The sequence below is a fragment of the Brevibacillus sp. MER 51 genome (genome assembly GCF_023714195.1).
GTDB lineage: Bacteria > Bacillota > Bacilli > Brevibacillales > Brevibacillaceae > Brevibacillus.
In genome coordinates this window covers 99,330-112,683 of sequence record NZ_JAMAUS010000013.1, presented here as the reverse complement: position 1 = coordinate 112,683, position 13,354 = coordinate 99,330, and the positions used below count along the sequence as shown (strand labels likewise).

Here is a 13,354-nt window from a genome sequence, read left to right as displayed (position 1 = left end):
CCCTATAGTTTTTTCAAAATCTTGTACAACTCATCATCGAGTATCTTGTTCCAATCTTGGTTTATTTCCTTACCAGCTTTGTCGAAGATGTTGAATCCAAGCACGTAACCTAATTCTTTCTTGTCTGGTTCTGGCCCGACCATTCGATGGCCATATTCCAGCAGGTGGGCGTGGGGTGATCGGGAATAGGTTCGTACTTTGTACTCCTTCCCTTTCACCCACACTTTTCCGCGCTTAATAGATTTGAAGTAGTTTCCTGTGTCCTCGACAACAGATTGCTTTGCCTTACGGAGAACAATCTTTCTGGCGTGATTCCCGGATCGCATCATGAGGCGTCTGGCTTCCTTTGGAAAGTGCTTCACTAAATTATCAAGATCGCGGCGAAATGCCTCGATGTCCTTGTCGTCCACATCAAAGTCAGCCACGGAGCTTCAACTCCTGCATTTTCTCTGTATTCTCTCCTGCGCATGGATCAACTGCTGGGTCGTCAAAGAAAGTGAAATCAAAGTCGAAATGCACCACTTTATCGAAGATACGGGATGTATAGCTGTCAATCGTAATCGTGCGCCCAGCCACAGGAAAGTTCAGACCGAACAGTTTTTCAAGCCGATCCTGTACGTCGTATGCCTCTTCCTTGTAGTCGTATCTGTCGGTAGGGAAAAAGAGTATGCGACATGTCATGTCCCGTTGTGTGCTGAATAGCCCGCCGTCTCCGCTGTTCGTTTCCAAAGTCACGAAAAAAGAAGGGCGGTTAAACCCTTCTTCTACGTCGCTGCTTTGGATTGGGATAGTCGGAAACTCTGAATCGAGTTTTTCGTTAATGGCGTTATTTATCTGAACACGTGTTAGCATGTCATCGTCTCTCCTTACACATCAGCTGTAACTCCCGCTTGTTGAATTCAGGCTGGATAATGTACATGATCTCAAACGAGATTCCGCGATAGTCAATCATCATTGAAGGCTCAATTCCTTCTCGGAAGCGAATCCGTATACGTGTGGTCACTGTCGACTCACTTTTTTGAGCGACAAACGATTCTTGACCGCGTAACGGTTCAATGGCCGCCCATACCTTAGCATAATCGGTCCATGATTGTTTTCGCTCATTCATGCTGTTCTTTTCCCATGTCTGTTTGCGGATCGTGATGCGTTTATTCAGCCGATTTACTAGCTGTTTCATGGCGATTCCTCCGGTGAATAGCTGTGCTGGAGCTGTCCCATAATGGACTGACATGTAAATCGTACTTTGTCGGAAGACGGCTGCGATCCGATCAAATCTCTATTTTCGTACCAATCGGCGCAAAGGACGAGGCAATACAATTTTGCCAGCTGATTCGTACCGTCGAATACAACCTCGACGGCGTTATGCAGATATTCCTCGGCTGCGCTGGCGATGATTCGAATGATGCCGTCTTCTTCGTCTCCATCGACGCGTAACCAGGTCTTCGCTTCATCAAGCGTCAGTATTGCCATCGGCATTCACGTTCCCGTCATTCTCTTTGAGCCCATTCTCAAGGTGTGCCTTGTATAGTGCCTCTCGTTTCTCCGCGTTACTGTCGTCACCTTCAATATTTAAATCATTCAGCACTTTTTTCTGTTCCGGCGCTGCAAGTGCGGCGAACTCTTCGAACGTTAATTCCTTCTTATCAAGTACATCGTTCTCTTCCGAGACCTTCAAAAAGCCTTGCGACACCAAATACTCTACGCGTTCAGCGTCGCCCAGCGAATATGTGTCCCCGATGCGGTATAGCTTCATGTTCTGATATCGTTCTCTGAAATCTTGAATCACTTTCGCTACCATTTTGACCACCTACCTTTCAATCATAAAAAGGCCGGTTGCCCGGCCATATTCGTCAAATTTTAAGGCGTTGGCGTGACATCTAACTCACCAAAAACAGCAGTCTCTGCGTCCCACTTCACGTAGTCATCGCGCATGATTGTCCGCAATTCTGTTGTATCACGACGCCATGCGTCGCCACCCTCACGTGTGCTAGCTAGCTCGAAAAAACGGCGGTTAAACAGCACCATGAATTGTTTGAGGTTTCCTACTATAAGTGGTGCTTTGTTGGTATTGGACGGCAGATTTCGATTACTCATAACAGCAATAGGACGGCCCTTATACATCTTACGCCCTGGTTGTATAAAGTCGTCCATAAGAATCGGACGGCCGTTACCGTCGACCTGATTATCCAGCCAGTTGAATCCGTCCTGGTTTGTCAGGATGGCAGCTGAGCGACTGATTGCTGGATCAAGGTCTACATTGAGTACCGTGTTGATTGCTTTCAAATCAGCTAAAGTCTTTGGAGTGATTGTTTTCAAAAGGTTAAGGATGTGGAAATTACGTGTGTGAGCCGCCTTACGGGCAATCCAGTTTGTAATGTAAGCGATCAGGTTAGCGTCATTATCGGCTAATAGCTCGTTAGTCAAAGGTAGGAATCCAGCTCGTTTCTTGACCTTATATGAGATTGGAGTGAATTTCGGGTTGTCAGTAGCCTGAATATTTCCATACTCATCAACATCCGCAAATGGTGTCATGTCTGCGTCGGATTCCAAAACACGAGAGCCAGATAGCGCCGTTACGTTCTCAACGGTAATGTACGGGCTCAAATCGTTCCAGTCACGCATCAATGTATTGATCTGTGTTTGGATGTCCTTCGGAACAATAATTCCCACATCCCCGTCAGCGATAGCCGGATTGGTATTCCCTTCATTCATAACAGCCCTTCGCTCGTACTCACTAATCACTGAGCGCATTTCTTCATTGATTCCTCGGCGTCGAATCCCCCGGAGTACGATACCCGTATATTCTTTTTCCAGGTCTTGCATGTCGCGCTCTTCGACGTTTCCATCGTCATTCAGCTCCCGACTGCCCAAGCCGCGTGCCTCTGTTTCCTCAAGCTCTCGTTGCAAATCGACTTTGGCTTGAAGGCTACGGACTTCCTCCATTTTCTCTTTTGCCTCGTTCGTTTTGTCATCGGCCAACATGGTACGTACTTCCTGTTTTGCGCTCTCCAGTTTTTGGAGCATCGCTCGCAATCCCTTCGTCATTTGATCACCTCATGAGATTTTTGGCAAAACAAAAGCTCAACCGATGAGGTCGAGCTCGATGAGCATTTTTTCTTTTTCATATTGGTCAGCAGCTCGTTTTTCCGATGCCTTGAAGTCGTCCAAAGAACGAGCAGAAACTTCATTTGCTGGATAGGCTGGAAAAGCAACCGGACTAATTTCGTATAGCTCCGCATTCAGAATCAAACGTTTGTAAATCCGCTTGTCATCTCGTTTTTCACTTGACCATTTATCTTTAGTGACTCGCATCCCAAATGACACCCCGTCGACATCCCCACGTTGGATTAGTTCCCATGCATCATTGCCCACAGTAGTATTCGGAATGTCCAACTCGAAGCGAAGCTCTGTTAAACTATCCATCACACGCAACGTACCTGATTTGGTATTACCCAATACCTGCGATGTGTCATGACTCCATAGACCAACAACCTGACGAGCTGCCAAACTATCAGTAAATGCCCCTGCTGATATCTGCTCCACGATTGTGTCACCGTACCAGTCGCGCATATCAGCGCTATCAGTGTCATACTTGATTGCACCCGTGATCGTTCGTTTGCTTTCGTCACCCTCGCTTGCCCGAATCTCAAGCTTTACTGGCATCGCCCTGACTTCCTTTGTTTGAGTCGTCTTTTTCTCCTGTGCCAGCTCCCCCACCTCCTTTCGCTTTATATGCCGCGCCAGCTTGTGTGATAGGCACGTAACTACCGTTTACAAGGAGCTGATCCCCCCTTCTTTTGGGGGCAGATTCTCCAGTGCTCTCGGCTCATTTGGTGTCATGAAGCCACCTTGTACCCCGATTCGATACGCCTCATATCTGGTTTTGATATCACTACGTAGGATCGCATCGACATTAAATCGAAAAAATAACCCCGCTTCGATCTCGTCAGTAAGGAGCAACTTCCAAGTCAACTCCTGCTCGTATCCTGTCAACTTCGGTTGTAACGTGTCAGTGTAAAACCCTCGTTGCTGCTCGACAACATTGGAATGCGTAGCCGCATCCAAATCGTTCAACTGGTGCATTTTAACGCCCCACGCTGCCGCGATCTGACGGATTGTAAGCTGATTGTTTTCGAGAAACTGCGCATCGTGCATGTTCAATGCGATCGGAACGAATTGATAGCCGACTGGCATCAGTGCAATCCGATGGCTGTTACTCAACCCGGATGACATGGTTTCGAATTTCTCGCGGAAATTTTTCTTTGCCTTCTCATCAAGGTCGCCGACATACTGCACAATCCCTTTGACTTGAAGCCCTTGCTTGTAGAAATTGTTAATGAATTTGTTTGCCGATGCCCCGTTTTCAAGTGTGCCTTTAAGCATATCCAGGGCAGACAGCCCAACAATCCCGTCAAGCGTAACACCGCCTTTAAAATGCAGGATTTCATGGGGCATAATTTTACGCTTGTCGTACCCCAGATCGACTTCGTACCATAGACTTGAGCGATTTGTGGTGATGCCACTTGCCTTCGTGTCATTATCTACCCATATTTTGACCCGGCTCGCATCCATCGGCCACAATCCTATGATTCGTCCACGTCGGTCAAACTCAATACTGGCGTACGCATTGCCGTACACATTGCATTGTGCCTCGATGCATTTCCAAAAATCGAAGGAGCTCATGTACAGGTTTGGACGTAGCCGGAGTAGTTGGAAAACCGGGTGCCGCGTTTGCCTCTGAATCCCTGATTCGTCTTCCTGATATACTTTGATCGGCAATTTCGCTACAGATTCCGATAGAATACGGATACACGCATAAACTGTATCGATTTTAAGAGCATTTTTCCCTTTTACGTTCACATCGCCAATGTTGATCCCTAGAACTTCAAGCAGCCTTCGGTCATCCACGTTCAGTTCTAAGGTTTCACGCTTTTCAATCCCGAGCCAACGTCGTGCTATTGTCTTGATATTCACATTTGCACCTCCCTCCTCTCAAAATCGCAAGCGCTTGGGAATTTACCCCCAAAGCTTGTCCAAGAATTCTTCTTCCGCGAACTCTCCAACGTTCAAATCGATCTCCTCAAATAGCATGGCCGTTGCCATCGCATTGATCATGGCGACGATCAGGTCTATGCGATCCTTTGATCTGTTTTTCATAGGCTTGATGTTCTCGTTTCCATCAACTGCGACAACAATATTCCCCCAGCACCAACGTGCAACCGGATTTTCCTCGTGTGTCATGAGTCCGCGCTTCATGAGCTGCTCGATCATCTTCATTGCCGGACTCATGTTCTGCATGTTTTGGGGGATTTCAACGACATCAACGCCACCGCGAATAAGCCGCTGAGAAAGCATTCGGCTGTTCCATGGGTCGGTGCCCAGGGTTTGAATGTTGTATTGCTTATTTGCATCCAATATGCTGGTCTCAACGAAGTCATAGTCCACAACATTCCCGGGAGTAGTGTGCAAATATTTCTGCGTGACCCACTTGTCATAGGGAACTCTATCAACTCGGACTCGTTCTTTCATGTTGTCTTCTGGGATCCACGCATCAAATATGACTCGCCAATCAGGGATACCCTCTTGGGGAGGAAAAAGATAGCAGGCGGCTGTGATGTCCGTTGTGCTGGACAAATCCAAACCAGGATAACAACGTTTGCCTACTAATTCTGACAGTTCCCACTTTCCTTCCGTCTTGTCCCACAGTGTCAAAGGCTGCCACCCCGTTTTTTTCAGTGATATCCATTGGTTTAACCGCAACCAACGGAATAATTTCTCCGACGCTTCGCTATTTCGTGCCGAAACGGCCTCTTGTCGGACAGATTCAATGCTGATCGTATGCCCCAAGCTCGGGTTAATCCTGAACCACAAAGCCTCGTCATAAATGTCCTCCTCCGGCTTGTCAGGATCGAAACCATAGTCATCTGGAATGCCGTAAACCCGAACATACCAAGATGGATCAACAAGCTTACCAGATAATAACTTGAGCGCCTTGTCATGAATCTCAAACCCGATTGAATGCCGATCCGGGTCATCTCCTGCCGTCGTAATCACCCACCAAAGTGGTTCCTTCCTCGCTGCTCCCGCACCAAACGTCATGACGTCCCACAAGTCCCGATTTGGCTGCGCGTGCAGCTCATCAAAGATGACAACAGTAGGATTGATACCGTGTTTGGTGTACGCTTCGGCAGACAAGACCTTCATTACAGTGCCCGTCTGTACATTTTTGATTTCCTTTTTGCTATCGAGCACCTTCAGCACGCCGTCAAACTCTGGCTCTTGTTCAATCATTCCGCATGCCGCTTTATACACAAGTTCGGCCTGCTGCCGATCCGCCGCACAGCAATAAATCTGTCCTCCAGGACCGTCACAAACCAAATGGTAGAGAGTTAATCCGGCAATCATTGTCGTCTTGCCGTTTTTCTTTGGCATTTCCAGATAGGCGTACCGATATTGACGGTAACCGCTCTCGTTGACCGTGCCGTATACATCCTGTAACAAGCTGATTTGCCAGTCGAGTAATGTCAGAGGCTGTCCATAAAAATCATCGACACCCTGGAGCATGCTCATAAACTCGATTGGTTCTAGCGCTCGTTGTTCATCATGAGCCATGGCTAGCACGCCTGTTCATAAATTGCGCCATTGCTGATTTTTTCTCTTCCTTTTTCGGTTTAGGGACGTTTTTCACTTTGGCCAACGGATTCAGGAAAAGGCGATCTTGCATTTTTAGCAGCATATCCATTTTCTTATTGATTGCTGTTTCAATTTTGAGTATGCCTTCAATACTTGCCAACTGGGATAGGTAACGGAGTGCTTTGTAATTTACCTCGTCAACCGCTTCGGCACGGCCAATATATTCATCAAGGATGTGTTCATCGACGGAAATGTTCTCCAGACGCTGATACTGTACAAGCAGACGCTCATACTCGCTAAACGTTTTGCAGTACATTGCAAGTGTGCCAATGTCTGAGCTGGTCAGTAGTTCGACTCCTTGATCAGCCGCACTCTTGTACTCCTTTACCAACTCATTCCAGATACGATTTGCAATCTTGTCCTTACTGACGTAGCCTGGCTTTTTCAATTTCTTTAGGTCTTGGGCTCCTAACTTTACTTCTGCATCCTTGCGCTGCTGAATTTGTTCTTTGGTCAATCGATTCGGGTTGCCCTCTGCCAGATGTAGAGCAACTGGTTTTGCATGTCTTCCTGCCACGAGGGCTCACCTCTTTTCTGGAAAAATTTCAAAAAACGAAAAAAATTCGTGCGAGGGGGGCGAGGCGGTCTATAAAAAGACTCCTACAGATTTTTTACCCTCCCCCCGTACCTTCTCCTGTCCTCTGCTGTCTTCTTGTTATGATGTGCATGACACAGCGACCGCAGATTGTCCAGGCGTAAACGTAAATCCCAGAATGGATGGATCGGCTTGATATGGTCAACCACATCGGCCTGTGTGATACGCTGCTCCTGCTTACAGTCTTGGCACAAGCCGTAGTCCCGTTGCAAAGCCTCGTTCCTTACAGCTTCCCATTCTTCACTGTGGTAGAAGTCTTTTGCTTTCCTATCTCGCTGATGTAAGTCATACTGCTTGTTTCGCTCGCGCCTTAGCTTGTGTGCAAACATCTTATGTTCTTGGCAGTATCCGCGATCCGCAAGGTTGCGACAACCTGCTACGGCACACGGGCGTTTCGGTTTAGCTGGTATGTTGCTCGTCCCCCTCTTCAAACCCAAAATGATTGGGAGGTTGGAAACCAAATTCTCGCTTTTACAAAAAGAAAAGCACCTCCTATCGGTGCTTTTCTAACAGGATAATTTTCAATTTTGTTCGCCAGTATTCGGTACCTCTTTGGTCTTCACAGTGGGCTCTTTTGAAGTACGCGCAAACTCTTTTCTAGCTGAATCCCTCAACGCTTTAATAGTTTGATGGGATGTTACTTTTTCTAAACCCCATTTAATTCGGATTGGGTTAAATATCTCCTGGTTGAGATTACTTATAGTATCATTAAGGATAAAATTGTTAATCAAATCCTTTTTTAGTGGATCGTGATTACTTGACGACTTATGCTTATTTAGAATATCCGGCAATCTCCGTTGAATCATTTTGATTTTTGAATTTACCGTCTCAATGATAGGCCAATCATTTTCTAATAAAACTAGCAAGTCGACACTCGTTCTTAATTCATTGTGCACTCTGTTCCAATTTTCAACTTCACTCATTACGTACTCAAGACTAAAAATGAGTCTCTCATCTGTCATCTTAAACCCTATTGTACTCACTGAACTCTTTAGAGCGGTGTCGTAGACTGATGAAATATTACCTGTATATCGTGTCAATTCCCTAATAATGAATTTTAGTTTTGTTTTTTTAGCTTCTTCTTCCTCCGCCTTCCTTTGAAGGCCTAAATTTGTTGCTACCTTAGTTACTTTGAAAATTGCATAAGACAATACTCCAGTTAATACCATATTCATAAATGCTACATAGTCTTCAATTTTTATTTCTTTCTCAAATTTAAATCCAAACCCTAAAAAGAAAAGCTTGGACAAAAACATAAAAACGAGAAGAAAAAAAAATCCTATCGCAGCAAATGTCAACAACGAAAAAATCCGTTTGTGTTTTTCCATGTCTGACCTCCCTGCTATATTTTGGCACGGGGTCACCATTTTGTAAATCAGTTACTCTAAAAGACAAGCCACCTGATGACTCAAGCGGCTTGTCCGTCCCCCTTGGCATATTTTTCCACACCATCGAGTCGAGTCCTTTCCTGCCAAGCTAGTCCTACCGCTGTTAACTCGTGAGTCACCCTGTCATGCATAGCATTGTGCTGCTTGTCGCTGAGAGAAATAAGGTTCCAGTCCACGAATGCTAGTTCAGGATAAAACTCTAGCGGGTAAATATGATGCACTGTTGTAGCTGGTTCAGTCTTACCGTACCGCTTACTTTCCTGACACATGTATTGATCTCTCCGTAAGATGGCTGCCCGCTTCTGCTTCCAACGCTGTGACTTGTATACCGACTGGCTCAATAATCTTCCCTCCTTTCAAACTTGTCGGACCAAAGCAAAAACCGCCCGGGTATATTCCCTCGAGCGGTTTAGTCATCGTGTATACACTTAGTATAGAGTAATTATTGATTTGCTTGCAAAAACCGTCAAAAGCGTCAGATGTGTCAGATATGTCAACCTATTAGATAACCTCAACAATTTTACTACTTGTATGGGGAATTGACACCGCACTGGGTATCCGTCAGGAGACAAAAGCCCCATTATTAGTAAACATGGCAATCACTTCTTAATCATAGCTTACCAATCTTTTTCCTATTAAATCCTCGGCATTATAGTCTCCAGGCTCTAATTGAAGAGTTATGGATTCTATAGGACTAATGTATTCTCGCCCATTAACCAATGCAACTCCTTTTACATTATAGGACTTTGAATTATCGGTCTCATCATGAAGGACTTTAGCCTTTAAATCACCATTGGGCTTTCCTTCGATAGCAACTATATTGGCAACTTTGATAAAGAAAGCTGTTTTGACCTCAATTGAAAACATATTCACCCTCCTCAATTCCCTAGTTCATCAAATTGTTGTCTCAAATCTCTTAATCTATTAATTGTATCTCTTGTTTCAATATTCGGAATGCCGTATGCCTTTCTGTATTTTATTAGTTTTTCAGCAGCTTCAATTTCCACGGTCAGTACTGTTCTTGGCGTTTGGTCGGGGATTTTCCCTGCTCTATATTGCGCAGTATGAATAAACTCTTCGAATACAGCAGAAGTCGTTGGATTCTGCCTTAATTGTATTGTCTTCTCATTCCAAGTGACAGCCTCTGCCCCACGGTAATCTAAATATCTTATTGCTTCTTCTGACTGGTCAATTACTCCCCCTTGTTTTTCAAATGCCTTTTTCATCCTATCAAATTTAGCTGGATCCATAGAACTAGTGGAATCCCCGCTGCTTCTTGTAAGACCTACACCTGTCCTCTTCTTTCCTTTTCTTGCCGTGTCCACTAAATTTTTTACGTTTTTACTTCTCCCCAGCGTAAGTACACCCAAGGCAAGTCCACCAATTGCAATTCCATCCGCAAGATCAACTTTATTATCCCGCAACGTATCCAAATCTTCTTGTATTGGCTCGATAAAACCTTCCCTTACAAACACGCCAACACCTTTAGGCAAATCCTCTGCCGCCTTCTGCAAACCTTTTGGCAAATCATTTGCGGCTTTCTCCAAAGCGCTTGGCAACTCACTTGCCGCTTTTTGCATCGCAGCAGGAACGTCTCCCAGCATCGAGATTCCTTTGACGAAACTATCCAACATGCTAGGCTTTTCCTGCGGCTTTTCGCAAGCTGGTCCTTGCCCAAAACCAGCAGCAGACTGCCCGCTATTTGTTGACGACTGATTTCCTATCGTCACACCACCCAAATCCTGCCCATCATCTTCAATCTTGATCTGCCCACAATAGAAACACATATTTGTTGATTTGTTCAGCAATGCCGGATGGCCACCGACTATTTTGTCCGCTTTCCCATCTATCCATGGCATTGTGGTCAGAGGTGTGCACGGCATTGGTGTAAGTACACCATTGTTGGCTGCTGTGGCAGAAGCAACTGTGGGATTTTGTAAGCTGCTGCACTTTCCGAATGGCATGATATTTACGTTAGGAACAAAATCCATGATGTTCATTTGCGGCTTTCCTTTTACAAAAACACCATGGCTGAACGGCATTTTCAGCCGACTCTGTTTACTTCCGCTGCTGCATGATAGAATGGCTCCAACAACCACGTAGCTCTTGCGTTCAGCACTTGACTGCTGGATATTGATACCTTCAATATTGGGCAAACAGTCTCCTCCTCTCTGTAAAGGTTTCTATACAGATGGGAGATTCTCATGTTGATCGATACATCCGATATCCAATCTATATATAAAAAGGAAATAATGCCCACGTAATGAAGTATCGGATGTGGAACGCACACTAACAATAGACACAAAGTAACAAACACACCATTATAACCATAGGTTTTTAGAACCACAAAAAGCCACTCGGTTCATTCCCGAGGGCTTCTTCATCATGGATTGTCTGAGTATTTATGCATCTGCTCTTCTTTAAAAACGTCAGTCCGCCAACCTTTCAGGAGCCTAACAATTCGTCACTGTATAGCTCCCTTGCCATTCGTTTAACGATGTCCCGCTTGATCTCGTTTAATCGTTGTCGGGATACACCTACGTGTCTGGCAATGCTATTCATACGCATTCCGTCCATCATGCATTCCATGACTGTTCTGTATTTGTCATCCTCGAGGTTTAATGAAAACTCGTTTATCTTCCGCACTTTGTCTTCAAGGTTTTTCATTCGCTGGATTTGCTTTTCGTATCGTTCTTCCGAAATGGTCAGGGTAGAGAGGCGCAATCCTTTCCCGCTCGGCATACCTGCTGCATCACCATAGGTAGCGACTAGTTTCTCTTGTATCATCGGATTTGAAGATATCGCCCTGTCGATTTCCTTCCTCAGACGTTCTACCTCTTTGACCATCCAATTAAATCCCTTGATTTCTTCCTCGACTTTCGTGACTACTTCAAGAGCTGGCTCAAGATTAATAAAGGCGAGCTGCCCGCTCCGATCCATTAACCCTTGATTCTCTATGATGTAATTGTCCCACTCCGGGCAGGTTTCGACCTTACCAACGTGGAGGTTGTGGACACTACAGATCGATTTCTTGCCCCATTGCGTAGCGGGGCACTTTTCGCATACTTTTTCGATCAGCTTATCGTTCACCTACACCGCCTACCCTTTTCTTAATTCTCATTTAACTAATCTTGTGTTATGCAAAATTTGGATCTTTTGCTAAAATACCAATCATAAAATCCCGTCCTGGAGGGCTTATGAACACTGAAGAATTGAAGCAGTTTATTAAAACTCACCTAGTCATTGAACAAACAATTGATGGATGTTTCCAACCTGAGTAAGATATCCTTGCCCAAAGTCACATAATGGTTCTGTATGGTGCTTATCAAAGCGAATCCACCATGACATCTGTTCCTCATTCCAATAAACTGCTCCGTTTGCGTGCCCATCATATGGTGGTTCAGCATCAAAATACACAGATAAAATATCGCCTTCAAAAATCTCATTGTCATTACAATCAAAATATCCAGTGGACTGCATAACCGGAAAAATCCGCCACGCCCCTTTGCCTTCATATTCGGAGACTTCCAAACCCGTGGAATTGAATCCAATGAAAAAGTCTCTTTTCCGCGTAACGCCTTTCGGCAGATATCCGGTCTGTACTTCAAACATCGTTTTGCGCTTTTCATCCCAAGCGCGAAAAGACAGCTTTCTTTTCAAGGTTCTTTCCTCTCTAACTATTGTGTAAATACTGACTATGAGTTTCCGAATTTTTCCTGATATACTTGCAATATCACTAATCGATGATTGGCTGGTGTTGAAAATGATTCTACTTTTTTTACGTGATTGGGCTGATCGTAAGTCAGCGGAACTAAACAGTCTTAATATCTCGTCTGAAATTTTCAGTCGTGAATTGAAAGACGATAAGAGGGTTCAAGATCCTTCGTTAGGGGTTATTCATGAATCCCAGCACTGTTTAGGTCAGATCCTTGTATGGGAATCACAGCAATTTGAAATGGAAGTGGTTCACATCGATACTGAAGAATTAATTTATTGGAAGTATCTTGAGAAAATAGACTGCAATAACAACTTAGACGAAATCACTTCAGACTATTTCCAAGCCCTTCAAAGCGGCTTAAAGCTTTGACACAGTACACAGTGTGTAAAATCATTCTTACAACCAAAAATACCTTTACGACAAACATCCCCTGTAGTAACCTTAAATGGAATTTACTTACATTTTGGAGGGTGGTTCACTCATGATCAAAAAGTTCACTTTAGTCATTTGTTTTTTCTTGTTGAGCATTGTTGCTGTCTCACCCGTTTTTGCAGTAACTGAAACTCAAGCAAACGAAAGTGCAGAAGCAACCGTATGTAAAGAGGCCACTTACTACAAATCGTTCACCAGATATCCAACCCCAGTCCCTGAATATATTAACTATGAAGACTATGTCCATGATGAATACTATGGAAAAATATACAAAAAAGGGAATCTTATTCCCGTTCCAGAAGGACCGAGATTTTACTGGTTAGGAAAGTATACAGGAACGGTTTGTAAATTATAAAACCTGCATACTAATTTCTGAAGCTGCCTACCAGGCGGCTTTCTTTTTTATCAGTTATAGATCTTCCATTGTACTTAATGAGCAATTTGTAAATAAACAAATTTCGTGATACATTTTTTGTAAAATACTGTATATAGGTGAGTTTTATGAAAAAAACTACTTTGCGCAAAATA

Annotated in this window: 18 protein-coding genes and 1 pseudogene; 2 read left to right on the top strand and 17 right to left on the bottom strand. The window is 44.5% G+C overall.

All coding sequences use genetic code 11. The annotated features are described in order from the left end of the window. Positions 1-2: 2 nt before the first annotated feature. The 17 genes and pseudogenes from M3630_RS24200 to M3630_RS24120 all read right to left on the bottom strand — a co-directional run bounded on the left by M3630_RS24200 (position 3) and on the right by M3630_RS24120 (position 12,336). Positions 3-425, bottom strand: a complete 423-nt coding sequence (locus M3630_RS24200; protein ID WP_251253792.1) for an HK97 gp10 family phage protein — start codon at positions 423-425, stop codon at positions 3-5. Next, complete coding sequence (locus M3630_RS24195) at positions 418-852, bottom strand: phage tail terminator family protein (RefSeq protein WP_251253791.1); 435 nt, start codon at positions 850-852, stop codon at positions 418-420. Before M3630_RS24195 ends, M3630_RS24200 begins: the two co-directional genes overlap by 8 nt. A 1-nt stretch (position 853) precedes the next feature. After that, positions 854-1,177, bottom strand: coding sequence for a phage head closure protein (locus M3630_RS24190; RefSeq protein ID WP_251253790.1), 324 nt, complete (start codon positions 1,175-1,177; stop codon positions 854-856). After that, positions 1,174-1,470 (bottom strand): head-tail connector protein, encoded by a 297-nt coding sequence (locus M3630_RS24185; RefSeq protein ID WP_251253789.1) that lies wholly within the window; start codon positions 1,468-1,470, stop codon positions 1,174-1,176. Before M3630_RS24185 ends, M3630_RS24190 begins: the two co-directional genes overlap by 4 nt. Beyond that, positions 1,451-1,798 (bottom strand): hypothetical protein, encoded by a 348-nt coding sequence (locus tag M3630_RS24180; RefSeq protein ID WP_251253788.1) that lies wholly within the window; start codon positions 1,796-1,798, stop codon positions 1,451-1,453. The genes M3630_RS24185 and M3630_RS24180 overlap by 20 nt, the downstream gene beginning before the upstream one ends. Before the next feature lie 59 nt (positions 1,799-1,857). Then, entirely contained in the window at positions 1,858-3,045 is a 1,188-nt protein-coding gene (locus tag M3630_RS24175; RefSeq protein ID WP_251253787.1) for a phage major capsid protein, read from the bottom strand. A 36-nt stretch (positions 3,046-3,081) separates the two neighbouring features. After that, complete coding sequence (locus M3630_RS24170) at positions 3,082-3,663, bottom strand: HK97 family phage prohead protease (RefSeq protein WP_251253786.1); 582 nt, start codon at positions 3,661-3,663, stop codon at positions 3,082-3,084. 108 nt (positions 3,664-3,771) lie between these two features. Then, the gene (locus M3630_RS24165) at positions 3,772-4,974 is read right to left on the bottom strand and encodes a phage portal protein (RefSeq protein ID WP_353057262.1); all 1,203 of its coding nucleotides are present in this window, start codon (positions 4,972-4,974) and stop codon (positions 3,772-3,774) included. 42 nt (positions 4,975-5,016) lie between these two features. Next, positions 5,017-6,612: a terminase large subunit gene (locus M3630_RS24160; RefSeq protein ID WP_251253785.1), complete on the bottom strand. Its 1,596-nt coding sequence runs from the start codon at positions 6,610-6,612 to the stop codon at positions 5,017-5,019. Beyond that, the gene (locus M3630_RS24155) at positions 6,602-7,210 is read right to left on the bottom strand and encodes a terminase (RefSeq protein WP_251253784.1); all 609 of its coding nucleotides are present in this window, start codon (positions 7,208-7,210) and stop codon (positions 6,602-6,604) included. Before M3630_RS24155 ends, M3630_RS24160 begins: the two co-directional genes overlap by 11 nt. Before the next feature lie 83 nt (positions 7,211-7,293). Further along, positions 7,294-7,617: an HNH endonuclease gene (locus tag M3630_RS24150; protein WP_353057261.1), complete on the bottom strand. Its 324-nt coding sequence runs from the start codon at positions 7,615-7,617 to the stop codon at positions 7,294-7,296. 192 nt (positions 7,618-7,809) lie between these two features. Further along, positions 7,810-8,616, bottom strand: coding sequence for a hypothetical protein (locus M3630_RS24145; protein ID WP_251253783.1), 807 nt, complete (start codon positions 8,614-8,616; stop codon positions 7,810-7,812). An 80-nt stretch (positions 8,617-8,696) separates the two neighbouring features. Further along, entirely contained in the window at positions 8,697-9,017 is a 321-nt protein-coding gene (locus tag M3630_RS24140; protein ID WP_251253782.1) for an HNH endonuclease, read from the bottom strand. Positions 9,018-9,282: 265 nt separating this feature from the next. Continuing rightward, the gene (locus tag M3630_RS24135; protein ID WP_088908542.1) at positions 9,283-9,543 is read right to left on the bottom strand and encodes a hypothetical protein; all 261 of its coding nucleotides are present in this window, start codon (positions 9,541-9,543) and stop codon (positions 9,283-9,285) included. 872 nt (positions 9,544-10,415) lie between these two features. Then, positions 10,416-10,832: pseudogene (locus M3630_RS24130) on the bottom strand (DUF4280 domain-containing protein); the annotation flags it as partial. Between the two features lie 289 nt (positions 10,833-11,121). Further along, complete coding sequence (locus M3630_RS24125) at positions 11,122-11,766, bottom strand: hypothetical protein (RefSeq protein WP_251253781.1); 645 nt, start codon at positions 11,764-11,766, stop codon at positions 11,122-11,124. Positions 11,767-11,916: 150 nt separating this feature from the next. Next, positions 11,917-12,336, bottom strand: a complete 420-nt coding sequence (locus M3630_RS24120; protein ID WP_251253780.1) for a YopX family protein — start codon at positions 12,334-12,336, stop codon at positions 11,917-11,919. Between the two features lie 103 nt (positions 12,337-12,439). Here M3630_RS24120 and M3630_RS24115 point away from each other — a divergent pair, with 103 nt between their 5' ends. Both M3630_RS24115 and M3630_RS24110 read left to right on the top strand, forming a co-directional pair. Continuing rightward, positions 12,440-12,763: an immunity protein TriTu family protein gene (locus M3630_RS24115; protein WP_251253779.1), complete on the top strand. Its 324-nt coding sequence runs from the start codon at positions 12,440-12,442 to the stop codon at positions 12,761-12,763. A gap of 112 nt (positions 12,764-12,875) precedes the next feature. Next, complete coding sequence (locus M3630_RS24110) at positions 12,876-13,181, top strand: hypothetical protein (protein ID WP_251253778.1); 306 nt, start codon at positions 12,876-12,878, stop codon at positions 13,179-13,181. Positions 13,182-13,354 lie beyond the last annotated feature (173 nt).